Genomic DNA, 25,353 nt, shown 5'->3' on the forward strand with positions numbered 1-25,353 from the left:
TTTCGTCCCTTCAGCACATAGCTGGAGTGTGGACGTAGGATTTTTTTATTGTATAAAAGGTTGAAAAAGGGGGCTTATAAGAACAATGTCTTCAAAAACGGAAGAGAAACTGGAAACTGGTGCACAGCTATTGTTAGAAGCGCTAGAAAAGGAAGGCGTAGAAGTGATTTTCGGTTATCCGGGTGGTGCCGTTTTACCTCTCTATGATGCATTGTATGATTGTGAAATTCCGCATATTTTAACAAGGCATGAGCAAGGGGCAATTCACGCTGCTGAAGGGTATGCCAGAATTACAGGGAATCCAGGGGTTGTAATTGCAACGAGTGGACCAGGTGCTACAAATGTAATTACGGGTCTAGCTGATGCGATGATTGATTCATTGCCACTTGTAGTATTTACAGGCCAAGTAGCAACAACGTTAATTGGGAGCGATGCTTTTCAAGAGGCAGATATTATGGGACTTACGATGCCAGTGACAAAACATAACTATCAAGTGCGAAAGGCCTCAGATTTACCTCGAATTATTAAAGAAGCATTTCATATTGCTAAAACAGGAAGACCAGGACCAGTCGTTATTGACCTTCCGAAAGATATGGTAGTCGAGAAAGGTGAGCGATGTAGCAATGTACAAATGGATTTACCAGGATATAACCCTAATTATGAACCGAATCTACTTCAAATAAACAAATTACTCAAAGTAATTGAAACCGCAAAAAAACCGTTAATTTTAGCTGGAGCGGGTATATTGCATGCGAAAGCTTCGAAAGAATTGACAAGTTTTGCTCGTAAATATGAAATCCCTGTTGTGCATACATTACTTGGACTTGGTGGTTTTCCACCAGATGATGAACTATTTCTAGGGATGGGGGGAATGCACGGTTCTTATACAGCCAATATGGCATTATATGAATGCGACTTACTCATTAATATAGGCGCGAGATTTGATGATCGTCTTACTGGAAATTTAGCTTTTTTTGCTAAAGGGGCGACTGTTGCACATATCGATATTGATCCAGCAGAAATCGGGAAAAATGTGCCAACAGAGATTCCTATTGTTGCAAGTGCTAAGCAGGCGTTAGAAGTATTGCTTCAATCAGAAGGAAAGAAAGAAAATCATCATGAATGGCTCTTTTTATTAAAGAATAGAAAAGAAAAATATCCATTCTCTTATAAAAGAAATTCTGAAAGTATTAAACCTCAATATGCGATTGATATGCTATATGAAATTACGAAGGGAGAAGCGATTGTAACAACAGACGTTGGGCAACACCAAATGTGGGCAGCGCAATATTATCCACTGAAAAATCCAGATAAATGGGTAACTTCTGGTGGATTAGGAACGATGGGGTTCGGATTTCCAGCAGCAATCGGTGCGCAAATTGCAAAGCCTGAAGAATTAGTTATTGCAATTGTTGGTGATGCTGGGTTTCAAATGACTCTGCAAGAATTAAGTGTATTAAAAGAACACGCTTTACCCGTTAAAGTATTTATTTTAAATAATGAAGCTTTAGGAATGGTAAGACAATGGCAAGATGAATTTTACAATCAAAGATATTCACATTCTTTATTACCATGCCAACCAGATTTCGTCGCTCTTGCAAATGCATATGGCATAAAAGGTGTTCGTATTGACGATCCACTTCTTGCAAAGAAGCAAATCCAGCATGCGATCGAATTACAAGAGCCAGTCGTAATTGATTGTCGTGTACTTCAATCAGAGAAGGTTATGCCGATGGTTGCGCCAGGAAAAGGTGTTCACCAAATGGAGGGAGTGGAAAAAGGGTGAAGAGAATTGTTACAGCGACAGTTCGAAATCAAAGTGGTGTGTTAAACCGAATTACAGGGGTTATGACACGAAGACATTTTAATATTGAAAGTATTTCAGTAGGTCATACAGAATCATCAGATATATCGCGAATGACGATTGTTGTACACGTTGAAAGTGAACAGCAAGTGGAGCAGTTAATTAAACAACTGCATAAGCAAATTGATGTTCTGAAAGTATCAGATATTACAGAAGAAGCGATGATTGCTAGAGAGCTTGCTCTTATTAAAGTAGCAACTTCTGTAGCGAGGGCAGAATTATATAGTTTAATTGAACCGTTTCGAGCCGCTGTAATAGATGTTGGGAAGGATTCCATAGTTGTGCAAGTAACAGGTACGCAAGATAAAGTAGAAGCGTTAATTGAATTACTTCGTCCATACGGTTTGAAAGAAATTGCTAGAACAGGTGTAACAGCATTTACACGTAGTATGAAAAAACAAGATAAGCAAGTTATGTTAATTCAATAATCATTTAAATATAGGGGGAAATGAAAATGGCAAAAGTTTATTATGAGAAAGATGTAACAGTAAATGTATTAAAGGAAAAGAAAGTAGCAATCATCGGATATGGCTCGCAAGGTCATGCGCATGCGCAAAATTTACGTGATAACGGATTTGATGTAGTAGTAGGTTTAAGAAAAGGTAAGTCTTGGGATAAAGCGAATGAAGATGGGTTTTCTGTATATACAGTAGCAGAAGCTGCGGAAAAAGCTGATGTAGTAATGATTCTATTGCCTGATGAATTACAACCAGAAGTATATGAAGCTGAAATTGCACCAAATTTACAGGCTGGAAACTCTCTCGTGTTCGCACATGGATTTAATGTTCACTTTGATCAAGTAAAACCACCAGCTAATGTAGATGTATTTCTAGTAGCGCCAAAAGGACCAGGGCATCTCGTACGCCGTACGTTCGCCGAGGGCGGGGCTGTTCCTGCATTATTTGCAGTATATCAAGATGCAACAGGAGTTGCGACTGAAAAAGCACTTTCTTATGCTGACGGAATTGGAGCAACGAGAGCTGGTGTACTAGAAACGACGTTTAAAGAAGAAACAGAAACAGATTTGTTTGGAGAGCAAGCTGTACTTTGCGGCGGAGTGACTGCACTTGTAAAAGCAGGGTTTGAAACGTTAGTTGATGCGGGATATCAGCCTGAACTTGCATATTTTGAATGTTTACATGAATTGAAGCTAATCGTTGACCTTATGTACGAAGGTGGACTTGAAAATATGAGATATTCAGTTTCAGATACAGCGCAGTGGGGAGACTTCGTATCAGGACCACGCGTTGTGACTGAAGATACGAAGAAAGCGATGGGGGCAGTATTAGCAGAAATTCAAGATGGTACATTTGCAAGAGGGTGGATTGCAGAACATAAAGCAGGAAGACCAAATTTCCATGCGACAAATGAGAAAGAGAATAAACATGAAATCGAAGTAGTTGGACGTAAATTACGTGAAATGATGCCTTTCGTACAGCCGCGAGTAAAGGTAGGGGTTAAATAATATGAAGCAGGTTTTGTTCATGGATACAACGCTTCGTGATGGCGAACAATCACCAGGAGTAAATTTAAATGAACAAGAGAAATTACAAATTGCTAGGCAATTAGAGAGGCTTGGTATTCATGTAATGGAAGCTGGATTCGCGGCAGCTTCCGAAGGCGACTTCCAATCGGTAAAACGTATTGCGAATACAATTCAAAATGCTACGGTTATGAGTTTAGCTAGAGCGAAAGAAAGTGACATTCGAAGAGCATATGAAGCTGTGAAAGGCGCTGTATCTCCTCGTCTACACGTATTTCTAGCTACGAGTGATATTCATATGAAATATAAACTTTGTATGTCAAAAGAAGATGTGTTAAATAGTATTCATCGCTCGGTTACGCTCGGAAAATCATTATTTCCGACAGTACAATTTTCTGCAGAAGATGCGACAAGAACATCGAGAGCATTTTTAGCTGAAGCAGTAGAAATTGCGATTCGAGCAGGAGCGAATGTAATTAATATTCCGGATACAGTTGGATATACAAATCCGGAAGAGTATTATTCTCTTTTTAAATACTTACAAGAATCCGTTCCATCATATGAAAAAGCGATTTTTTCTTGTCATTGTCACGATGATCTTGGTATGGCAGTAGCAAATTCGTTAGCTGCGGTTGAAGGGGGAGCATTGCAAGTAGAAGGAACGATTAATGGCATTGGAGAAAGAGCAGGGAATGCAGCGTTAGAAGAAGTTGCGGTAGCTCTTCATATTAGAAAAGATTTTTATAAAGCAGAGCCTTCGATGACTTTAAAAGAAATTAAGGCGACGAGTATATTAGTAAGCAGGTTAACGGGTATGGTTGTACCGAAAAATAAAGCAATCGTTGGAGCGAATGCATTTGCTCATGAATCGGGCATCCACCAAGACGGGGTTTTAAAAGAAGTAACAACTTATGAAATTATCGAACCAGCGCTTATAGGAGAATCTCAAAATCTCTTTGTACTTGGGAAACACTCTGGCCGTCATGCGTTTACGGAAAAAATGAAAGAGCTTGGTTATGAATTTACAAATGAAGAGCGAGATGCGGCATTCGAAGCATTTAAAAAATTGGCTGATCGTAAAAAGGAAATTACTGAAGAAGATTTACGCGCACTTATGCTTGGTGAAGCAGCATTTGCAGCTCAGCAATATAACATTACGCAATTACAAGTGCATTTCGTATCAAATAGTACACAATGCGCAACAGTTGTGTTGAAGGATGAGGAAGGAAATGTATATGAAGATGCAGCCACTGGTTCTGGTAGTATTGAAGCGATATACAATGCGATTCAAAGAATTTTGGGATTAGAATGTGAATTGGCAGATTATCGCATACAATCTATTACACAAGGTCAAGATGCACTTGCTCACGTTCATGTTGAATTAAAAGAAGGTAGTCACCAAATATCAGGTTTCGGAGTTGCGCAAGACGTATTGGAAGCGTCGGCGAGAGCTTATGTCCATGCAGCAGGGAAATTAAAATCTCTTATAGCGCTTGTGAAATAAATAATTGATAGGTGAGAGAAGCTTTCCTCACCTATCAAATTAAAGTTCTGAAAATTCGGTTAAAAGGAGTGTTAAAAATGGAAAAACGTATCGTTTGTTTAGCTGGTGATGGTGTCGGTCCAGAAGTAATGGAGAGTGCGAAGGAAGTATTGCATATGGTAGAAAGGCTATATGGACATCATTTTCATTTGCAAGATGAGTACTTTGGTGGTGTTGCTATCGATTTAACTGGGCAACCATTACCACAGCGAACACTTGCCGCCTGTTTAGCGAGTGATGCGGTTTTACTTGGAGCAGTAGGTGGACCAAGGTGGGATAGTGCGAAAGAAAGGCCTGAGAAAGGATTATTAGCATTAAGAAAAGGACTCGGTGTATTTGCGAATGTTCGCCCTGTAACGGTAGAAAGTGCAACTGCACATTTATCACCATTAAAAAACGCTGATGAAATTGATTTCGTTGTCGTTCGTGAATTAACAGGCGGAATTTATTTTTCTTATCCGAAAGAGCGAACGGAAGAAGTGGCGACAGATACACTTACGTATCATCGCCATGAAATTGAACGTATCGTTTCGTATGCTTTTCAATTAGCAAATAAGCGGAAGAAAAAAGTAACATCTATTGATAAAGCGAATGTTTTAGAGTCTAGTAAATTATGGAGAACTGTGACAGAAGAAGTAGCACTTCGCTACCCAAATGTGGAAGTAGAACACATTTTAGTAGATGCAGCAGCTATGGAATTAATTCGGAATCCAGGAAGATTTGACGTTATTGTAACGGAAAATTTATTTGGTGATATTTTAAGTGATGAGGCTTCAGTATTAGCTGGATCATTAGGAATGCTTCCATCAGCAAGTCACGCTGAAAAGGGACCTTCATTATACGAGCCTATTCACGGATCAGCACCGGATATTGCGGGGAAAAATAAGGCGAATCCAATTGCGATGATGCGTTCTGTTGCAATGATGCTTGGGCAATCGTTCGGATTAACGAGAGAAGGATATGCAATTGAAGAAGCAGTTTCTGCAGTCCTTAAATCAGGGAAATGTACAGCAGATATCGGGGGGACTGAAACGACAACTTCATTTACAAAGGCAGTTATTCAAGAAATGGAAGAGCAAGCGTTAGTAGGGAGAGGGAGATAATGGGAAAAAGGTTACTAGATAAGCTTTGGGAAAGACATGTAGTTGCGACTAATGAAAATGGATTGGATTTATTATATATCGATCTACATCTTGTTCATGAAGTAACGTCACCGCAAGCCTTTGAAGGCTTGCGGCTTACAAATCGAACAGTCCGCAGACCAGATTTAACATTTGCAACGATGGATCATAATATTCCAACGAAAGATGTTTGGAATATTACCGACCGCATTGCGAAGCAGCAACTAGATACACTTCGGCAAAACTGTAAACAATTTCAGGTGCCATTAGCGGATATCGGAGATGAAGAGCAAGGGATCGTTCATGTAATAGGACCAGAACTTGGACTCACACAGCCAGGAAAAACGATTGTTTGTGGTGATAGTCATACAGCAACACACGGTGCTTTTGGCGCACTAGCGTTTGGTATTGGTACGAGTGAAGTGGAACATGTATTGGCAACGCAAACGTTATGGCAACGAAAGCCGAAAGCGATGGGCATTGAGTTAAAAGGGAAGTTACCGCAAGGTGTCTATGCGAAAGATATTATTTTACACCTTCTTTCAAAGTACGGAGTAGCAGTTGGAACAGGTTACGTAATGGAATTTTATGGAGAGGCCATTCATGCTATGGATATGGAAGAGAGGATGACGCTTTGCAATATGGCAATTGAAGGGGGAGCAAAGGCTGGCATTATTGCACCAGATGAAAAAACGTTTGCTTACGTAAAAGGGCGTAAATATGCACCGAAAGACTATGAATCTATTAAGAAAAAATGGTCAGAACTTTATACAGATTTAGATGCAGTTTATGATTTACATATTCTAGTAGATGTTACGGATTTAGCGCCGTACGTTACGTGGGGAACAAATCCTAGTATGGGTGTTCGGATCGATGAGAAATTGCCAGAAAAGCATGATGCAAATGATGAAAGAGCGTTTTCTTATATGGGATTGAGTCCCGGACAAAGTACGTATGACATTCCAGTTCAACATGTTTTCATTGGATCTTGTACAAATTCCAGGCTTTCTGACTTAGAAATTGCTGCATCTGTCGTGAAAGGTAAAAAAGTAAAAGAAGGTGTGCGAGCACTTGTTGTACCTGGATCTCAAAGGGTAAGAGAAGCAGCGATGCATAAAGGATTACATCGCATATTTGAAGAAGCTGGATTTGAATGGAGAGAGCCCGGATGCTCAATGTGTCTAGGTATGAATCCAGATCAAGTGCCTGAAGGAGAACATTGTGCCTCTACGTCCAATCGCAATTTTGAAGGAAGACAAGGAAAGGGAGCACGAACGCATTTAGTTAGCCCGGCAATGGCGGCAGCGGCTGCGTTATATGGTCATTTTGTTGATATTAGAAAGGAGAGTTATGATGGAGCCATTTCGTATTCATAAAGGTACTGCCGCAGTACTGATGAATGATAACATTGATACAGATCAAATTATTCCGAAGCAATATTTAAAGAGAATTGAAAGAACTGGGTTTGGGAAGTTTTTATTTGATGAGTGGCGATATGATAATAATCGCCAAGAAAACCCTAATTTCCCGCTTAATGCACAAGAAAGAAAAGGAGCCAGCATATTAATCACAGGTGATAATTTTGGATGTGGCTCGTCAAGAGAACATGCTCCATGGGCACTTGCTGATTATGGTTTCCGCGTTATTATCGCTGGAGGATTTGCCGATATCTTTTATATGAATTGTATGAAGAATGGCATGTTACCGATTGTAATGGATAAAGATATGCGTGAACAACTTGCTAAAACAGATGCGAGGGAACAAATTACAGTTGATTTAGAAAATGAAATAATGACAACGAATACGCATAGATTCCATTTTACGATCGAGAAAATGTGGAAAGAGAAGTTATTAAATGGTTTAGATGAAATTAGTATTACAATGCAATATGAACAAGAAATAAAAGAGTATGAAAGAAAAGTGGCTTTACATTAAAAAAAATGACGGAATATTAAAAATGTATTTACATTCAAAATTAACTGTTATATACTATGTGAAAATCAGAGGAGAAAGGGAGTAAGTATTATGAATATCGTGCAATCTATTACAATGCTTACACAACTACATCATCATACATAAAACCCTTGAACCTAGCGTGAAAACGTGTAGGTACAAGGGTTATTCCCATTGTACCTACACTCTACTGAAGAGCCTTGTAGGTATTTTGTCTACAAGGCTCTTTTTATTTTCGGCTTAGGGGAATGAAATAGGCATACATTAGAAGGGGAAAGGTGTGAAAATTTAGATGACAAAATGGAAACGAGCAAACCCGAATGGAACGAGAGATTATTTATTCGAAGAATGTACGTTAATTGAAGAAGTAGAACAAAAATTAAGGCTTACTTTTTTAGAGAGAGGTTATGAGGAAATAAGAACACCTACAATTGAATTTTATGATGTTTTTGCATTTCAAAATAGACCGATAGATGAAGAGAAGATGTATAAATTTTTTGATGAAAAGGGAAGGATTATCGTTTTACGTCCAGATATGACAATTCCTTTAGCGAGAGTTATTGGAACACAGAGATGGGATACGCCACTTAAAGTGACGTATAGCGGGAATGTATTTCGAGCGAATGAATCCCATTCTGGAAAATATAATGAAATCGTACAAAGTGGTATTGAAGTTATCGGGATTGATAATGTAAGAGCTGAAATTGAATGTGTAATAAGTGTCATTCAAGCACTTCAAAAGTTGAAGGTGCAATCTTTTACAATTGAGATTGGGCAAGTACAGTTATATAAATGTATTGTAAAAAAACTCTCCATCCAGGATGAAGAAGAAAGGGTACTTAGAACGTATATAGAAAGTAAAAATTATGCAGCCCTCTCAAATTTTATCGGAGAAAAGAAATTAGATCGATGCGATGAGACAGTAAGATTACTTGAGAAATTGCCAAGGCTATTTGGAAATTTAGAAGTTATTGAGGAAGCAGAAAAGCTTGCTTCAAGTAATGAAATGAAAATGGCAATTGCAAGAGTAAAAGAAATGTATGAAACAATTGAAATGTTAGGATATGGTTCTTACATATCAATTGATTTGGGCATGATTCAACACTTAGATTACTATACGGGTGTTATTTTCAAAGGATATATATATGAAATTGGAGAAGAAATCGTTAGTGGCGGAAGGTACGATGAGCTAATTGGGAATTTTGGAGAAATGCTGCCAGCTGTTGGACTCGCGGTACAAGTAAATCAAATTGTGAAGGCGCTGCAAGAGCAGCAAGAACCATATGAACGAAATCAAATTGATATTGTGATTCATTATGAGTTAAATAGATTAGCGGAAGCAGAAAGGCTACGAAATTTACTTCGAAAGGATGGGAAAAATGCTTGGTTATCTCTATTCTCTAATTTAAGCGATACCTTTCAATTTGCAAGAAAAAATAAAATAGGAACGGTCGTTGAGGCAAAGAATGAATACTTAGTGGAATATGTATGGAATGAGAAATGGGTAGTCCAGAAAGAAGGAGAGGCTTCATGCGTAACATTCAAATTGCGTTAACGAAAGGAAGATTAGAAAAACATGTCATTCCACTTTTTGAGCAGATTGGAATTGATTGTTCCGAGCTCAAAAATAAAGGTCGGAAGCTTGTATTTCAAAGTAAAAATACAAATGTTTCATTTATTTTAGTAAAAGCGATTGATGTTGCTACTTATGTAGAACATGGGGTAGCTGATATTGGCATCGTTGGAAAAGATATTTTAATGGAAAACGAGAAAGATATTTATGAAATGCTGGATTTAGGAGTGGGGATTTGTAAGTTTTGTGTTGCTTCTATTCCTACGTATAATCCGAAGAGTTACCGGAAGAAAAGAATCGCTACGAAATACCCCCATATTACTTCTACTTATTATCATGATAAGGGAGAGGATGTAGAAATTATTAAGATAGAAGGTTCTGTAGAAATCGCTCCTCTTCTTGGATTGGCAGATGCGATTGTAGATATTGTTGAAACAGGAAAAACATTACAAGAGAATGGACTCATTGTATTTGAGGAAATGTACTTTATATCGGCTCGGATGATTGTAAATAAGGCAGCCTTAAAAACTAAAAAAGACGAAATATTCAGCATTATAAATATGATGGAGCAAGAAATCTTATCAAGGAAATAGGAGGATTTAAAATGGAAATCATTTATGAAGAATTTAAGGAGGCATTATCTAAAATAAAAGTGCTAAGAGAAAACGCTAATATAATAGAAGAAACTGTTCAAAGAAGTGTAAGAGAAATCATTAGACATGTAAGGGAAGGGAAAGATGAGGCTTTATCTTTCTATACAAAAAAGTTTGATGGTGTAGAGATGAAAGATTTTCGTGTAAGTGAAGAAGAAATACAGCAAGCGAGTATGTTTGTAGAGAATTCATTTTTAGAAGCTTTAAAAGAGGCGAAGAAAAACGTTGTTTCGTATCACGAAAAGCAAAAGAAGCACTCAATATTCGATTGTGAAAGTAAAGGGATAATTAGAGGGCAACTCATTCGGCCGTTAGAAAATGTAGGTGTATATGTACCGGGTGGGACAGCCTCATATCCTTCTTCAGTATTAATGAATGTATTGCCGGCGAAACTCGCAGGTGTGAAAAAGATTGTAATGGTAACACCGCCGAGGAAAGGAGGAATTGATCCGCATATATTAGCTGCTGCAGATCTTGCGGGAGTAGATGAAATTTATACGATAGGTGGCGCACAAGCAATTGCTGCTTTAGCATACGGGACGGAATCGATTCCGAAAGTGGATAAAATAGTTGGACCGGGAAATTTGTACGTCGCTCTAGCGAAACGAGAAGTATACGGAATAGTAAATATCGATATGATTGCTGGTCCATCAGAAATTGTAGTTGTCGCGGATGAAACAGGTAATGCAAAATATATCGCAGCGGATTTATTATCGCAAGCAGAGCATGATGAGAGAGCAACGGCGATTTGTATTACAACGAATATAGAACTAGCTAAAGAAGTAGAAAAAGAGGTAGAAAGACAGTTAGAAACGTTACCAAGAAGTGAAATTGCACGTGAATCAATAAATAGAAATGGAGCCATCTTTATCGTTCCTTCTTTAGAGGAGGCGCTAAAGTTATCAAATGAAATTGCTCCAGAACATTTAGAGTTACATATAAAAGAACCGATGAATGCTCTAGATTATGTGAAACATGCAGGTTCTATTTTCCTTGGGTCATATGCACCTGAACCGCTCGGGGATTATTTAGCGGGACCGAATCATGTATTACCAACGAGCGGAACGGCAAGATTTTTTTCTCCGTTATCAGTCGATGATTTCGTGAAAAAATCAAGTTTTATTTCTTATACGGAGGAAGCATTAAAAAATGTACAGCATCATATTGTAGAGCTTGCAAATAAAGAAGGGTTACATGCACATGCGAGAGCAATCCAAATAAGGTTTGAGGAGGAACAATAATGCGTCAGTCCAGTCAAGTACGTGAGACGACAGAAACAAAAATTAAATTAAGTTTGCAGCTTGATGAAAGTACAAATGTATCTATTCAAACGAGGGTTGGTTTTTTCGATCATATGCTTACTTTATTTGCTAGACATGGAAGATTTGGATTGCAAGTTGAAGCAGAAGGTGATGTATTTGTCGATGCACATCACACCGTTGAAGATGTTGGAATTGTACTCGGAAATTGCTTGAAAGAAGCATTGCAAAACAAAGAGGGAATTAATCGTTACGGTTCTGCGTATGTACCGATGGATGAATCTTTAGGATTTGTCGCAATTGATATAAGTGGACGCTCATATTGTGTATTTCAAGGGGAATTAACAAATCCGAAGCTTGGGGATTTTGATACAGAATTGACGGAAGAATTTTTTAGAGCAGTTGCACATGCTGCCAATATTACATTACATGCGCGCGTTCTATACGGAAGTAATACGCATCACAAAATTGAAGCATTATTTAAAGCTTTTGGTAGAGCGCTTAGAGAAGCGGTCGAAAAAAATGCCAACATTACTGGTGTAAATTCAACGAAAGGGATGTTGTAATTGATTGCCATTATAGATTATGGAATGGGGAATATTCGCAGTGTAGAGCAAGCATTAAAATATATTGGCGCAGAGTACATTGTAACGAGTAATAAAAAAGAGATATTGAGAAGCGATGGCGTGATTTTACCGGGAGTAGGTGCATTTCCGAAAGCGATGGACGTATTAGAAGAAAGAGATTTAGTGTGTGTACTAAAAGAGGTTTGTGATATAGGAAAACCACTCCTCGGTATATGTTTGGGCATGCAGCTTTTATTTGAACGAAGTGAGGAACTAAAAGATTGTAGCGGGTTAGGTTTACTACCAGGGGAAATTCGTAAGTTAAAAGTTTCGTATAAAATTCCTCATATGGGATGGAATGAATTAAGGAAGGAAAGAGAATTTCCGCTTTGGAATGGATTAGTGGATGGTTCTTTCGTGTATTATGTTCACTCATATTACGCGGATTGTCCAGATGAAATTGTATGCGGAGTAAGTGATTATGGAATGCAAGTACCAGGGTTTGTAGCGAAAGGAAATGTATTTGGTGCACAGTTTCATCCAGAAAAAAGTGGTGAAATTGGCATGCAAATATTAAAAAATTTTCAAGGGGTGGTAGAAGCATGGAAATCTTCCCAGCTATCGATTTAAAAGAAGGACGATGCGTTAGACTTTATCAAGGAGAGTTTAGTAAAGAAACGGTGATGAATGAAGATCCGGTAGCGCAGGCAATCATATTTGAAAAGCTTGGAGCGGAAATACTACACATTGTTGATTTAGACGGTGCAATTGCTGGTGAGTCGTTAAATTTGCCCGTCATTGAAAAAATCTGCAAGGCGGTACGTATTCCTGTGCAAGTGGGAGGAGGAATTCGTTCACTTGTAGCGGTGGAGAAGTTATTGTCAGTAGGTGTAGAAAAAGTGATTTTAGGAACAGCAGCTCTTTATGATAAGTCATTTTTAGAGGAAGCAGTTCGTCTATATAAAGAGAAAATCATTGTTGGAATTGATGCGAAAAATGGTTTCGTAGCAACGAGAGGTTGGCTTGATCTGTCTGAAATTTCTTATATTAGTTTAGCGAAACAAATGGAAAGTTTAGGTGTTCAAACGATTGTGTTTACAGACATTTCGAAAGACGGGACGCTTGCAGGGCCAAATTTTGAACAATTGGCGTTACTTCAAAAAAGTGTGGGCATTCGTCTCATTGCCTCTGGAGGAGTGGCATCTATTCAAGATGTGAAAAAGTTAAATGATATGAATATATATGGTGTCATAATTGGAAAGGCGCTTTACGAGAAAACGATTGATTTAGAAGAAGTGTTACAGGTAACGAAGTTATGTTAGCGAAACGAATTATTCCATGTCTAGATGTGAAAGAAGGGCGAGTCGTAAAGGGTGTAAATTTTATAGGATTACAAGATGTCGGTGATCCGGTTGAAATAGCTGAAGCATATAACGTGGCAGGGGCAGATGAAATCGTATTTTTAGATATTACAGCGACTCATGAAGGAAGAAAAACGATTATAGATGTTGTAGAAAAAACAGCAGCTAAAGTATTTATTCCTCTTACGGTTGGCGGGGGGATTTCAAGTGTGAAAGATATGTACAATTTACTAAGAGCTGGAGCAGACAAAGTTTCAATAAACTCAGCGGCAGTGCGAAACCCGAAGCTAATAGAAGAGGGCGCAGAACACTTTGGATCACAGTGTATTGTCGTGGCAATTGACGCTAGAAAAGTAGCAGAAGATAAATGGAACGTATACGTCAACGGCGGAAGAGTTGACACAGGAATGGATGCCATAGAATGGGCGAATCGTGTTGTTAAACTTGGGGCAGGTGAAATTTTGTTAACGAGTATGGATGCAGATGGAACGAAAAGCGGATATGACCTTCGTTTAACAGAAGAAATTTCAAAAAGTGTTTCTATTCCAGTCATCGCATCAGGGGGCTGTGGTCATACGGATCATATTATAGAAGTTTTTCAAAAGACAACAGTTGATGCAGCGTTAGCGGCATCCATCTTTCATTATGGGGAGGCGACAGTGCATAGTGTAAAGCGAAAATTAAGAGATGCAAATATTGAGGTGCGGTTATGAAACCTAATTTTTCAAAAGGATTAATACCGGCAATTGTCATCGAAGAAGGTACGAAAGACGTTTTAATGCTAGCTTATATGAATGAAGAAGCATATGAAAAAACGTTAGAGACGAAAAGAACATGGTTTTATTCTCGTTCGAGGCAGTCGTTATGGAATAAGGGGGAAACATCAGGGAATGTTCAATATGTGCAATCTTTATATTTAGATTGTGATCAAGATTCAATTGTTGTGAATGTGAAACAAGTAGGACCTGCTTGTCATACGGGAGAGAAGACATGTTTTCACTATCAAATTATATAGGGGGATACATATGGAAAATGCCTTTAAGTTGCTGTATAAAACAATTGAAGAACGAAAGGGAAGCCCACTTCCTGAATCGTATACAAATTATTTATTTTCAAAAGGAGAAGATAAAATTTTAAAGAAGATTGGTGAAGAGTGTGCTGAAGTAATTATCGCATGTAAAAATAATGATAAAGAAGAAGTAGTGAAAGAAATGGTTGATGTATTTTATCACTGTTTCGTTTTATTAGCTGAAAAAAATATTGCATTGGAAGATGTCATGCGAGAGGTGAAAGAACGAAATGGAAAGCTTTCGAGAGTTGGGGATAGAAGGGAAATAGATACATTATAAGGGGGAATGTATATGAAAGTAGATTATCATCTTCACTTAGAAGAAGGACCGTATTCAATAGGATGGCTTGCTAAAATAAATGAAGCGTTGGAATGTTATGAACCGCTTCAAGAAAGACATTCTATTGATTGGCTTATGAAAACACAAGAGCGTTTGCAAAAGCGTGTGAAGGAAGGGCCATTTACAACAGAATGGATAGATCTATATTTAGAAGAAGCTGTACGAAAAGGAATAAAAGAAGTGGGAATTGTTGATCATCTATATCGTTTTCATGAAGCAAAAGGATATTATGAAAAATATGTAGATATTAGTGATTCTAAGCTCGGTCGTATACAGAAAGAATGGTTGGATCAAGTAAGGGTAGTTTCACTGTATGATTTTACAAAGGCAATTGAAGAGGCGAAAGAACGATGGGGGAAAAGAGGTGTCACACTTAAACTTGGAATTGAAGCGGATTATTTTATTGGTTGTGAAGGAGAGTTAAAAGAATTATTAGCGCTAGGAGACTTTGATTATGTAATTGGTTCCGTTCATTTTCTAAATGGCTGGGGATTTGATAATCCAGATACGAAAGAATATTTTGAGGTGCATGACCTACGCGCATTATATGATATGTTTTTTAAAACAGTTGAGAGTGCGATTCGTACCGAGTTATTTGATATTATCGCTCATCTTGATAATATAAAGGTATTTAATTATCGATTGGATGAGAATGAACAGCTTTCTTATTATGAGGAAATTGCCTGTGCGTTAGTAGAAACGAATACGGCAACAGAAATAAATGCAGGATTATACTATCGTTATCCTGTTCGTGAAATGTGCCCAAGTCCACTATATTTACAAGTATTAGCTAAGTATGGTGTTCCAATTACGATTTCTTCGGATGCCCATTACCCAAATGATTTAGGGAATTATGTACAACAAAATGTACAAACATTACGAGCTCACGGTGTTACTCAGGTTGCAACATTTACGAAGCGAGCAAGAGTAATGAGGTCGCTTGAAGAAGAAGTAACAAATTCAAAATGAAACGCAATTTTTTGATGAAAACGGTCCTTTTTGTTCAAAATAAGAAAGAATGAAAAGGAGGGTAAGAAATGGCGAAACAACAAAATAAACAAAATGTACAAGGTGCACAGCAACAAGCTTATACTTCTGAAACGAATGCTGCATCTCAATCGGTTATTGAGGAGCAAATTAGCGATACGGTTGCAGAAGGAACTATTGATGTGAAGCTCGGAAAAGAATCGCAGGAAAAAGCGTAAGAAAAGGGGAGAGTTGCATCTCCTCTTTTTTCATGGAAAAGTGTCGATTTTCAAAACTATAATCAAATTCCTTGGTTTTTATATGTGGATTTCTTACAATGAAATATAAGAGATGTCTTATTTTCTATAGAAGAGGTGTTAGTAGTGGCAAAAATATTAGTAGCGGGAAAAATTCCGGAAATTGGATTAGAACTATTAAAAGATCATAATGTAGAAATGTACAATAAAGAGGAGTTAATTTCTATAGATGAATTAACAGAGCGTGTAAAAGATAAAGATGCATTGTTAAGTTTACTTTCGACAAAGGTGCCAAAAGAAGTTATTGATGCAGCGCCTCATTTAAAGATTGTTGCAAACTATGGTGCTGGTTACGACAATATTGATTACACGTATGCGGGCGAAAAAGGAATTGCAGTTACGAATACACCGAAAGTATCAACGGAAGCGACTGCAGAATTAACATTTGCACTTCTTTTAGCAGCGGCGCGTAGAATTCCTGAAGGGGATACGTTATGTCGTACGACTGGATTTAACGGATGGGCACCGTTATTTTTCTTAGGACGAGAAGTTCATGGTAAGACAATCGGAATTATAGGTCTTGGAGAAATTGGGAAGGCTGTTGCAAAACGTGCGAAAGCATTTGGAATGGATGTTTTATATACAGGGCCAAATCGTAAGCTTGAAGCTGAAAGTGAACTGGGAGCAACGTATGTGACGTTGGAAGAATTATTACAAACAGCAGACTTTATTACAATTAACTGTGCTTATAATCCAAAATTACATCATATGATTGATGAAGAGCAGTTTAAAATGATGAAGAAAACAGCGTATATTGTAAATGCTTCACGTGGACCAATTATGAATGAAGCAGCACTTGCTCATGCATTAAAAACAAATGAAATTGAAGGAGCAGCTCTTGACGTGTTTGAATTTGAACCGAAAATTACAGAAGAGCTAAAAGAATTAAAGAATGTAGTACTTGCTCCACATGTAGGGAATGCAACATTTGAAACTCGTGATGCGATGGCTGAAATGGCTGTCAGAAATATTTTAGCTGTATTAAACGGCGAAGAGCCAGTAACACCTGTAAATCAAAAGGTATTAGTTACAAAATAAAAAGAAACCTTCCGGACTTGGAAGGTTTTCTTATTTTTCTTTATTCGCTTTTTTAGACGGTCTTTGTCTAATGAATTGAGATAACATGTACAAAATATATAGTGGAATGGCAATGAATAAGAAAACAGAAAAATTTCCAAATCCTGTTTGATACATTGTAATAATGATTCCAACTAAAAATAGTGTAATAATGATGCTATATCGTGGAATTGGTACATCTTTTAAACTTGGGATACGAATGCGGCTCACCATTAAAAATGCGAACGTTACAAATACGGTAATAAGAACGATTTTTGGAATGGTATGTGAAAATAATGTTAAGAAAGCAACAAGCCCTCCCGCTGCTGTAATCGGTACTCCAGTGAAATATTTCATTGAAGTAGAAGATGGTGTTACATTAAATCGTGCTAAACGATATGCTCCGAAAAGAGGGAATAATCCCGCTATGTATAATCCGATGATTCCGTAGTTTGAGAAAGATGTGTAATACATTAAAACAGCTGGTGCTGCACCAAATGTTACGACATCTGCAAGCGAGTCGAGCTCTTTTCCCATTTGTGAATCAACACGTAATAAACGAGCAACACGACCATCAAGACTATCTAACATCATCCCGATAAGTACTAAAATAGCAGCTGATTTATAATATCCTAAAGATGCATAGCCGATTGATAAAAATCCGCTATATAAATTTCCGAGCGTAAATAAGTTTGGAATAGCTGCTCTATACAAAATCTGATCCCTTGCTTTCTGTAATAAATTCTTAATTAGTGTATGAAAGTTTACTTATTTTATCATACCATAAATTTATTCCTCATACGAAAGAAATTACCAATTTGTGAAAGATTTCATAGAAGGATGGTTTGAAAATTAAGTGAAAATAAAAAGAGGAAGCAACTTGTATAAAGTTGCTTCCTTTACTATTCAAATTTCGTTGTCATCGTTCCAGTTTTATATCGATTATTAGGATCGAAGCGTAATAAATCTCCATAAATTAATTTGTCGGAGAATTTTAATTCTGTTTTTGCTTTTTCAATATACGGCTGACATAGCGTCATGTCAGCTTCTTCACCCGTACTTCTTTTGTAGCACATATTTTTTGTATAAACATACTCTTCAGAAACAAAGCTACCATCACGCATTACCATAAGCGGGTCTTTCTCTTTAATAAATAAGTCAGTTCCAAATTCAACGGATTTATTTGTTTTAATACCAAGTAAATGAAGGAGCGTTGGCTTAATATCAATTTGACCGGATACTTTAGAAACAACTTTTCCTTCTTGGCCAGGCACATGAATAATAAGAGGAACTCGTTGTAATTGCATAGAATCGAATGGTGTAATAGTATCTTTTCCTAGGAACTGTGCCATAGCTGTGTTATGGTTTTCGGAAATACCGTAATGATCACCATAAATGACAATAACGGAATTATCATATAATCCTTCTTCTTTTAATTGTTGAATAAATAATTTAAGAGCTTCATCTGTGTAACGAACAGTTGGGAAGTAGCGGTTTACAACACCACTTTCCGAGTTGAATTCATCAACATATTGATCTTCCGGATTTAGAAGAAACGGAAAATGATTTGTTAATGTAATAAATTTTGTATAGAACGGTTGCGGTAAAGATTTTAACTTTGGAATAGATTGTTCAAAGAACTCTTTATCTTTTAATCCCCAACCGACAGACATTTGCTCCGTTCCTGCGTAATCATTTAAATTAAAATAACGATCATATCCAAGCGCAGGATACATTACATCCCGATTCCAAAACGTTTTATCGTTTGAATGGAAGACGGCAGAAGAATATCCGTATTTCTTTAATTGTTCTGGTGTCGCTGTGTATTCATTTGTTGCATGAGTAAAGAATACAGAACCACGATCTAGCGGATAAAGTGAGTTTTCAACGATAAATTCAGCATCAGAAGTTTTGCCTTGTCCAGTTTGATGATAGAAGTTATCGAAATAGAAACTATCCTTAATAAATTCATTTAAAAATGGTGTAATTTCTTTTCCATTTATTTTTTTATTAATAACAAAGTTTTGTGTAGATTCCATTGAAATTAAAATTACATTTTTACCTTTTGCAGCTCCAAATAAGTTTTTATCAACTTGTTTGTCTTTTGAGTCTGTATAGTTTTTAATTTCAGAAAACCCATCCCCACTTGCAAATACACGCTCAGCTGAAGACTTGGATTGAAGCGTAATATCAAATAGATGGTATGTGTATAAACCTAAATTCTTCACGACAGTTTGACGGTCAAATGAGCGCGAGAACATTTGTGGTTTATAAATAACTGATACAACAATTTGTAGTGCTAATAAAGCTGTTACACCGCTAAAGAAAGTTCGCTTCTCTGAGCGGGAAAGTGGTGTTTTGTCACCAAATGATGGGAATTTACGTGAAATAAACATTAAAATAATTGCATCTGCAAATAAAAGTAATGTTTTGTACGTAAAGAGTTCTTTTATACTTGTCCCTAAATCAGCCATATTGTTTGTTTGGAATAAAACCGGGAAAGTAACGAAATCGTTATAGAACCCATAAAACATTGCGTTTCCAAATAAAATAAATGACAGTATAAAACTGATTCCAATTATAATTCGGTTTCGGTGCTTAGATGCAAGTAAAGCTAAGCCGAAAAATAAAAGTAACGCAGCTAGTGGATTGATAAAAAGCATGAATTCTTCAAAGAAATTATCAATTTTAATATCAAATGCTAGCTTGTACACAATATATGTTTTAATCCATAGTAAAACGACTGCAACGAGTGCAAATCGCAGTTTTGGAAACAGATGTTGTAGCATAATATACTCCTCTCCTAAAAAGCATGACAGTTCTTGTGAGTCAGTTTGCTTAACGACTCATTTTATATATACGAACAGTCCTTTGTTATTATGATTATTATACTATGAGTATCATTATACGAAAATAAAAGAAGGTTGTGGGCTTTTTTATAATAATCGAGTAGAAAAAGAGTGGTGGGAGACAATAAAACAGAATTTCTATGTATGATAATTATCGTACGCAGAAAGAATCGCGTGATTATACGGAGGTTATAATGCGAAAATTATTATATTTTATAGCATGCAGTAGTGTTATACTTTTTACTTCACCGAGTGTGTCGGTAGCCCAATATGATGCACCTCTTATGGAAGATGCACTTTATTCTGTTTTATTTCCAAAAATAAATAAAGCAATTGAAAAACAATATGGAAGTTTGAAACCTTATCAATGTCCTAAAATTATTAGTTTAAAAAAAGTGTATAGCGGTACATATTTATTTCAAGCAAGTATTGAAGTGACAAAGTATGAACGTGTTGCTGGGAAAATTGCTCCACCATTTGAGAAGGTAACGATTACATTTAATAACGAAGAAGGCGAATGGGAAGTGACAAAGATTTCAGTAAAGCGCTTACCAAATGATACGAAACTAAACTGTAAAAAAACAATATAAAAAATTGTTTGACAAATAAAATGGTCCTTTGGTATTGTTAATAGCAACAATTAGATGTTTGAAAATTAAATAGACTTACCTCATCTACTCTCAAAGGTAGAGGCCGCGATAGGAAAGAGTAAGCTATGGGAGATTTAATGGAATCTGTGATCATAGGTTGAAAGGGACTATTGCCGAAATATAAGAATAACCATCTTATTCATATATTGGGACTGCATTGAATAAATGTAGTACTGTCATAAGATTTATTTTATGGAGAGCTATTTGGAGATGTTGATGCGGTTTCTTATTTTGAGGAGATAACAACTCGTTTATTTTTTCAATATATATTTTTCCTAATAAGAAACGCGTGTGAACATTGTTCCGCGCGTTTTTTGTCTATCTAAAAGCGTGCTGCAATGAATAGAAGATTGGGGTTATGAGTTTTAGAGGAAATAAGGGAGGAATTTAAATGTATTTACACGGCACAAGCCGAATTAATGGGCAAGGACACTTAGAAATTGGAGGGTGCGATACGACGCAGCTAGCAAAGCAATACGGAACACCACTTTATGTATACGATGAAGAGTCTATTCGAGGAAAATGCCGAGCATTTCATCGTGCTTTTAAAGAAAGTGGTTTCTCTTATCAAGTAGCATATGCAAGCAAGGCGTTCTTGTGCATGGAGATGTGCCGAGTAGCTCGTGAAGAGAGTATGTCATTAGACGTTGTTTCTGGGGGAGAATTATATACTGCGCTCCAAGCAGGATTTCCGGCATCACGTATTCATTTTCATGGAAATAATAAAACAGAAGAAGAAATAGTGATGGCTCTTCAGGCGAATATCGGTTGTTTTGTCGTAGATAATTTCTTTGAATTAGAAGTTTTACACGATTTAGCGATGCAACATGGGAAATTTGTGAACATATTAATTCGTGTAACGCCTGGAGTAGAGGCGCACACACATGAATATATTACAACAGGTCAAGATGATTCGAAATTTGGATTTGGTGTTTCAAACGGTCAAGCGATGCAGGCAATTGGATTTGCTTTACAAAAATCAAATTATAATGTGCTAGGGATCCATTCACATATTGGGTCGCAAATATTTGAAACAGCTGGTTTTGTTCGAGCAATTGAAGTTCTTCGCCAATTTTTAGAAGAAGTGAGAGAGCAAACAAACTATGTAGTAAAAGTGTTAAATGTAGGCGGGGGATTTGGAATACGTTACACAGAGTCAGATACACCATTAACTCTTGAGACATATGTGCGAGCTGTAACAAGTGCAGTGAGAGAACAATTTACTGTATGTGAATATCCATTGCCAGAAATATGGATTGAGCCAGGCCGTAGCATTGTAGGTGATGCTGGGACAACAATTTATACAGTTGGATCTGTGAAAGATATTCCTGGTATTCGGAAATATGTATCAGTCGATGGTGGAATGACAGATAATTTAAGACCTGCTTTATATAATGCGCGTTATGAAGCGATGTTAGCGAATCGAGCGAATGATGAGAATGAGGAACTCGTTTCGATTGCCGGGAAATGCTGTGAGAGTGGAGACATGTTGATTTGGGATATTCATTTACCGAAAGTCGCTGCTTCTGATTTACTAGCAGTTTCCTGTACAGGAGCATACGGGTACTCGATGGCGAATAATTACAATCGGATTCGAAGACCAGCCGTTGTCTTTGCAAAAGGCGGAACATCGCAAGTAGTTGTGGAACGCGAAACATATGAAAATATTATTGGGAACGATCGCATACGTATTAAAGAGCTTGTCTAAATAGGAAAAGGAGTTGTTCGAATGGGCAATTCCTTTTTTATAAAATAAAATAATTAAAATATATCGGAAAACTAGGATTGAAAAAAATCAGAATTGTGATAAAATACAAATACAAAGCTTATCAAGAGAAGCGGAGGGAACTGGCCCGAAGAAGCTCGGCAACCTGCTTATAGAAAGCAAGGTGCTAAATCCAGCAAAATGGGATCCATTTTGAAAGATAAGGTAAAATATATTACCGAACAGTCTTTTCGAAATGGGAAAGATTTTTTTTATGAATAAAAAGGGGGGCTGTTCGCGTGAGTGTACGGGAACATTTTGATGAAGTATCCGAGAAGATTGAAGCGATGCTTGCTGATATGAAATATGGTTCAATTACAATTGTTGTGCAAGATGGAAAAGTAATTCAGTTAGAGAAAAGTGAAAAAGTACGTTTAAAGTGAAAAGCGCTGACTAGAAAAACTAGAGGCGGTTTTAACCTATTTTCATTAGGTTAAAACCGTCTTTTTGCTTTTACAGGGGGAAAAAACATGTTGACGTATGAAACGTGGGAAGAAAATGTTGTTTCGTTTTCGGAAGAAGATGAAACAAAAGGTGCGTTATCAGTATTAAATTGGGCTTATAAAGAATATAAAGATGAGGTTGTCTACGCATGTAGCTTTGGGGTGGAAGGTATGGTATTGCTGCACATTATAAACCAAGTAAATCCATCTGCTAAAGTTGTATTTTTGGATACAAATGTTCATTTTCAAGAAACGTATGAATTAATTCGAAAAGTGCGGGAACGATTTCCTTCATTGAATATTATAGAAAAACAGCCAGAACTTACACTTGATGAACAGGCGAAGTTGCATGGTGAAAAACTGTGGGAGAGCAATCCGAATCTTTGTTGTAAGATTAGAAAAATTTTACCTTTAGAAAAATCATTAGTCGTGGAAAAAGCATGGATATCGGGCTTAAGAAGGGAACAATCAGAAACACGTAAGCATACAAAGTTTATAAATCAAGATCATCGTTTTCAATCTATTAAAGTTTGTCCACTCATTCATTGGACGTGGAAAGAAGTTTGGCGATATGTATACAAACATAGCTTGCCGTATAACCCGTTGCATGATGTTGGCTATCCAAGTATTGGGTGTGAGAAATGTACGTTACCTGTAGGGGATGGTGGCGATTCAAGAGATGGTAGATGGGCTGGAAAAGTGAAAACTGAATGTGGTCTTCATTACCAATAAGATGAATCTTGAAATAAAGCTAAGAGAGGATATAGAAAAATGAGCATAGTAAACGAATTAGTAAACCGTATAGATGAGACATATGATGTATCACAAATTGAAAAAGAAATTAAATTAGACAATATTGCGTTAAGTGATTTAGAACTATTGGCGACAGGTGGATATAGCCCCCTTACTGGTTTTTTAGGGAAGGAAGATTATGATTCTGTTGTAGAAACGCTTCGTTTAGCAAATGGTAGTGTGTGGAGTATACCGATTACATTACCGGTAACAGAAAAAGTCGCAGAAAGCCTGAAGGCTGGAGAGGAAGTAAAGCTTGTCAACAATGGAAATATATACGGTGTCATTCAAATAGAAGATATTTTTGTACCAGATAAAGAAAAAGAAGCGTTACTTGTATATAAAACAACGGATGAGGCTCATCCAGGAGTGAAAAAATTATATGAACGACCAAACGTTTACGTTGGAGGAACTATTATTCTAACAAAACGCTTTGAAAATAATCAATTTCCTTCTTATCATTTAGACCCAATTGAAACGAGGGAAGCATTTAAAAAACGTGGGTGGAAAACAGTGGTCGGATTTCAAACGAGAAACCCGGTACATCGTGCCCATGAGTATATTCAAAAATCTGCTCTTGAAATTGTAGATGGTCTCTTTTTAAATCCGCTCGTTGGAGAAACGAAATCGGATGATATTCCTGCTGATGTAAGAATGGAAAGCTATGAAGTACTTCTTCAAAACTATTATCCGAAAAATCGTGTCTTTTTAAGTGTATTTCCTGCTGCCATGCGTTACGCAGGACCAAGGGAAGCGATATTTCATGCGTTAGTAAGAAAGAATTTTGGATGCACCCACTTTATAGTAGGGCGTGATCATGCTGGAGTAGGAGATTATTACGGAACGTATGAAGCGCAAGAAATCTTCACAAATTTTACGATAGAAGAGTTAGGAATTACACCACTATTCTTTGAGCATAGTTTTTACTGCACGAAATGTGAAGCGATGGCTTCAACGAAAACATGTCCGCACGGAAAAGAAGATCATGTTATTTTATCGGGTACGAAAGTAAGAGAATTATTAAGAAACGGTGAGATTCCGCCAAGTACATTTAGTCGTAAAGAAGTAGTGGAAGTGCTAATTAAAGGCTTGAAAAAAGAAGTAGTAACAGAATAGGGAGAGAACGAGATGGATACGAATATTACTTGGCATACAGCTTCGGTTTCAAAAGATGAGAGAAGAGTGAAGAATGGACATCATAGTTTTGTAATTTGGTTTACTGGTTTATCAGCTTCGGGTAAATCTACAGTAGCGAATGCGGTCGCTCGTAAACTGTTTGAAAAGAATATTGGAAATTATGTGCTGGATGGGGATAACATTCGCCACGGTTTAAATAAAGACTTAGGATTTTCTGAAAGTGATCGCATGGAAAATATAAGACGTATTGGCGAAGTGGCAAAGTTATTTGTAGACCAAGGAGCAGTTGTCCTTACAGCATTTATTTCACCATTTCGAGTAGACCGCAAACAAGTAAGAGATTTATTAGCGGCAGATGAATTTATTGAAATTTTTGTGAAGTGTCCGATTGAAGAGTGTGAGAAACGTGATCCGAAAGGACTTTATAAAAAGGCAAGAAAAGGTGATATTAAGGATTTCACAGGTATTGATTCGCCTTATGAAGAGCCAGAGCAGGCGGAATTAATTGTAGAAACGCACAAATATTCTATTGAAGAATGTGCAGAACAAATCGTGAAGTACTTACAAGAGCGTAGTTTTATATAGGGGGATAA

The 25,353-nt window shown here is 37.1% G+C and carries 27 protein-coding genes, 2 riboswitches and 1 other annotated feature (1 of these 30 cut by a window edge); of the genes, 25 read left to right on the forward strand and 2 right to left on the reverse strand.

What is annotated here, in order from left to right; translation table 11 throughout:
• Window positions 1-13: a binding site (T-box leader), on the forward strand (it extends 215 nt beyond the left edge of the window).
• A gap of 72 nt (window positions 14-85) precedes the next feature.
• From ilvB to NST90_RS07090, 19 genes are all read left to right on the forward strand, one after another.
• A complete protein-coding gene (gene ilvB, locus NST90_RS07000; protein ID WP_000095876.1) occupies window positions 86-1,786 on the forward strand; it encodes an acetolactate synthase large subunit in 1,701 nt (566 codons plus the stop codon).
• Window positions 1,783-2,292, forward strand: a complete 510-nt coding sequence (gene ilvN / locus NST90_RS07005) for an acetolactate synthase small subunit (RefSeq protein WP_000822952.1) — start codon at window positions 1,783-1,785, stop codon at window positions 2,290-2,292. Before ilvB ends, ilvN begins: the two co-directional genes overlap by 4 nt.
• Before the next feature lie 26 nt (window positions 2,293-2,318).
• Window positions 2,319-3,329, forward strand: coding sequence for a ketol-acid reductoisomerase (ilvC, locus tag NST90_RS07010; RefSeq protein WP_001151741.1), 1,011 nt, complete (start codon window positions 2,319-2,321; stop codon window positions 3,327-3,329).
• Window position 3,330: 1 nt separating this feature from the next.
• The gene (gene leuA, locus NST90_RS07015; protein ID WP_000815753.1) at window positions 3,331-4,851 is read left to right on the forward strand and encodes a 2-isopropylmalate synthase; all 1,521 of its coding nucleotides are present in this window, start codon (window positions 3,331-3,333) and stop codon (window positions 4,849-4,851) included.
• A 77-nt stretch (window positions 4,852-4,928) separates the two neighbouring features.
• Window positions 4,929-5,993 carry a 3-isopropylmalate dehydrogenase gene (gene leuB, locus NST90_RS07020; protein WP_000415384.1) on the forward strand — a complete coding sequence of 355 codons (1,065 nt, stop codon included), beginning with the start codon at window positions 4,929-4,931 and terminating at the stop codon, window positions 5,991-5,993.
• Window positions 5,993-7,387, forward strand: coding sequence for a 3-isopropylmalate dehydratase large subunit (gene leuC, locus NST90_RS07025; RefSeq protein WP_000518111.1), 1,395 nt, complete (start codon window positions 5,993-5,995; stop codon window positions 7,385-7,387). The genes leuB and leuC overlap by 1 nt, the downstream gene beginning before the upstream one ends.
• A complete protein-coding gene (leuD, locus tag NST90_RS07030; RefSeq protein WP_000433189.1) occupies window positions 7,365-7,946 on the forward strand; it encodes a 3-isopropylmalate dehydratase small subunit in 582 nt (193 codons plus the stop codon). Before leuC ends, leuD begins: the two co-directional genes overlap by 23 nt.
• Window positions 7,947-8,256: 310 nt before the next feature.
• Complete coding sequence (locus NST90_RS07035; RefSeq protein ID WP_000170296.1) at window positions 8,257-9,519, forward strand: ATP phosphoribosyltransferase regulatory subunit; 1,263 nt, start codon at window positions 8,257-8,259, stop codon at window positions 9,517-9,519.
• Window positions 9,495-10,130 carry an ATP phosphoribosyltransferase gene (gene hisG / locus NST90_RS07040; protein ID WP_001244488.1) on the forward strand — a complete coding sequence of 212 codons (636 nt, stop codon included), beginning with the start codon at window positions 9,495-9,497 and terminating at the stop codon, window positions 10,128-10,130. The genes NST90_RS07035 and hisG overlap by 25 nt, the downstream gene beginning before the upstream one ends.
• Window positions 10,131-10,141: 11 nt before the next feature.
• Complete coding sequence (gene hisD / locus NST90_RS07045) at window positions 10,142-11,431, forward strand: histidinol dehydrogenase (protein ID WP_000402930.1); 1,290 nt, start codon at window positions 10,142-10,144, stop codon at window positions 11,429-11,431.
• A complete protein-coding gene (gene hisB / locus NST90_RS07050; RefSeq protein ID WP_001249960.1) occupies window positions 11,431-12,015 on the forward strand; it encodes an imidazoleglycerol-phosphate dehydratase HisB in 585 nt (194 codons plus the stop codon). The genes hisD and hisB overlap by 1 nt, the downstream gene beginning before the upstream one ends.
• Window positions 12,016-12,645 carry an imidazole glycerol phosphate synthase subunit HisH gene (gene hisH / locus NST90_RS07055; protein ID WP_000560361.1) on the forward strand — a complete coding sequence of 210 codons (630 nt, stop codon included), beginning with the start codon at window positions 12,016-12,018 and terminating at the stop codon, window positions 12,643-12,645. It begins immediately after the preceding gene.
• Window positions 12,618-13,337, forward strand: coding sequence for a 1-(5-phosphoribosyl)-5-[(5-phosphoribosylamino)methylideneamino]imidazole-4-carboxamide isomerase (gene hisA / locus NST90_RS07060; RefSeq protein ID WP_000402296.1), 720 nt, complete (start codon window positions 12,618-12,620; stop codon window positions 13,335-13,337). Before hisH ends, hisA begins: the two co-directional genes overlap by 28 nt.
• Window positions 13,331-14,089, forward strand: coding sequence for an imidazole glycerol phosphate synthase subunit HisF (hisF, locus tag NST90_RS07065; protein WP_000880112.1), 759 nt, complete (start codon window positions 13,331-13,333; stop codon window positions 14,087-14,089). The genes hisA and hisF overlap by 7 nt, the downstream gene beginning before the upstream one ends.
• On the forward strand, window positions 14,086-14,391 hold the full coding sequence (gene hisI / locus NST90_RS07070) for a phosphoribosyl-AMP cyclohydrolase (RefSeq protein ID WP_000803955.1): 306 nt from the start codon (window positions 14,086-14,088) through the stop codon (window positions 14,389-14,391). Before hisF ends, hisI begins: the two co-directional genes overlap by 4 nt.
• A gap of 10 nt (window positions 14,392-14,401) precedes the next feature.
• On the forward strand, window positions 14,402-14,725 hold the full coding sequence (gene hisE / locus NST90_RS07075; RefSeq protein WP_000426358.1) for a phosphoribosyl-ATP diphosphatase: 324 nt from the start codon (window positions 14,402-14,404) through the stop codon (window positions 14,723-14,725).
• A gap of 12 nt (window positions 14,726-14,737) precedes the next feature.
• A complete protein-coding gene (locus NST90_RS07080) occupies window positions 14,738-15,754 on the forward strand; it encodes a histidinol phosphate phosphatase domain-containing protein (protein ID WP_283748221.1) in 1,017 nt (338 codons plus the stop codon).
• Window positions 15,755-15,822: 68 nt separating this feature from the next.
• Entirely contained in the window at window positions 15,823-15,990 is a 168-nt protein-coding gene (locus NST90_RS07085; protein ID WP_001118878.1) for a YozQ family protein, read from the forward strand.
• Window positions 15,991-16,134: 144 nt separating this feature from the next.
• The gene (locus tag NST90_RS07090; RefSeq protein WP_001062858.1) at window positions 16,135-17,106 is read left to right on the forward strand and encodes an NAD(P)-dependent oxidoreductase; all 972 of its coding nucleotides are present in this window, start codon (window positions 16,135-16,137) and stop codon (window positions 17,104-17,106) included.
• A 30-nt stretch (window positions 17,107-17,136) separates the two neighbouring features.
• Here the strand turns inward: NST90_RS07090 and pssA are convergent, their stop codons facing one another.
• Both pssA and NST90_RS07100 read right to left on the reverse strand, forming a co-directional pair.
• Window positions 17,137-17,838, reverse strand: coding sequence for a CDP-diacylglycerol--serine O-phosphatidyltransferase (gene pssA, locus NST90_RS07095; RefSeq protein WP_000285417.1), 702 nt, complete (start codon window positions 17,836-17,838; stop codon window positions 17,137-17,139).
• A 188-nt stretch (window positions 17,839-18,026) separates the two neighbouring features.
• Window positions 18,027-19,913, reverse strand: coding sequence for an LTA synthase family protein (locus NST90_RS07100; RefSeq protein WP_000939079.1), 1,887 nt, complete (start codon window positions 19,911-19,913; stop codon window positions 18,027-18,029).
• A 254-nt stretch (window positions 19,914-20,167) separates the two neighbouring features.
• Here NST90_RS07100 and NST90_RS07105 point away from each other — a divergent pair, with 254 nt between their 5' ends.
• The 6 genes from NST90_RS07105 (at window position 20,168) to cysC (ending at window position 25,345) form a co-directional block, all read left to right on the forward strand.
• Window positions 20,168-20,563 (forward strand): DUF3888 domain-containing protein, encoded by a 396-nt coding sequence (locus NST90_RS07105; RefSeq protein WP_001228823.1) that lies wholly within the window; start codon window positions 20,168-20,170, stop codon window positions 20,561-20,563.
• Between the two features lie 89 nt (window positions 20,564-20,652).
• Window positions 20,653-20,834, forward strand: a riboswitch (Lysine riboswitch).
• Between the two features lie 180 nt (window positions 20,835-21,014).
• Complete coding sequence (gene lysA / locus NST90_RS07110) at window positions 21,015-22,331, forward strand: diaminopimelate decarboxylase (RefSeq protein WP_000280675.1); 1,317 nt, start codon at window positions 21,015-21,017, stop codon at window positions 22,329-22,331.
• Window positions 22,332-22,446: 115 nt separating this feature from the next.
• Window positions 22,447-22,555, forward strand: a riboswitch (SAM riboswitch).
• A 72-nt stretch (window positions 22,556-22,627) separates the two neighbouring features.
• Window positions 22,628-22,771: a YezD family protein gene (locus tag NST90_RS07115; RefSeq protein ID WP_000116158.1), complete on the forward strand. Its 144-nt coding sequence runs from the start codon at window positions 22,628-22,630 to the stop codon at window positions 22,769-22,771.
• Window positions 22,772-22,858: 87 nt separating this feature from the next.
• Window positions 22,859-23,563 (forward strand): phosphoadenylyl-sulfate reductase, encoded by a 705-nt coding sequence (locus tag NST90_RS07120; RefSeq protein WP_000959022.1) that lies wholly within the window; start codon window positions 22,859-22,861, stop codon window positions 23,561-23,563.
• Between the two features lie 39 nt (window positions 23,564-23,602).
• On the forward strand, window positions 23,603-24,739 hold the full coding sequence (gene sat / locus NST90_RS07125) for a sulfate adenylyltransferase (RefSeq protein WP_000029491.1): 1,137 nt from the start codon (window positions 23,603-23,605) through the stop codon (window positions 24,737-24,739).
• Window positions 24,740-24,751: 12 nt separating this feature from the next.
• Complete coding sequence (gene cysC, locus NST90_RS07130) at window positions 24,752-25,345, forward strand: adenylyl-sulfate kinase (protein WP_000380499.1); 594 nt, start codon at window positions 24,752-24,754, stop codon at window positions 25,343-25,345.
• Window positions 25,346-25,353: the final 8 nt, after the last annotated feature.

Source organism: Bacillus sp. FSL E2-8900 (assembly GCF_037966225.1).
GTDB classification, from domain to species: domain Bacteria; phylum Bacillota; class Bacilli; order Bacillales; family Bacillaceae_G; genus Bacillus_A; species Bacillus_A cereus.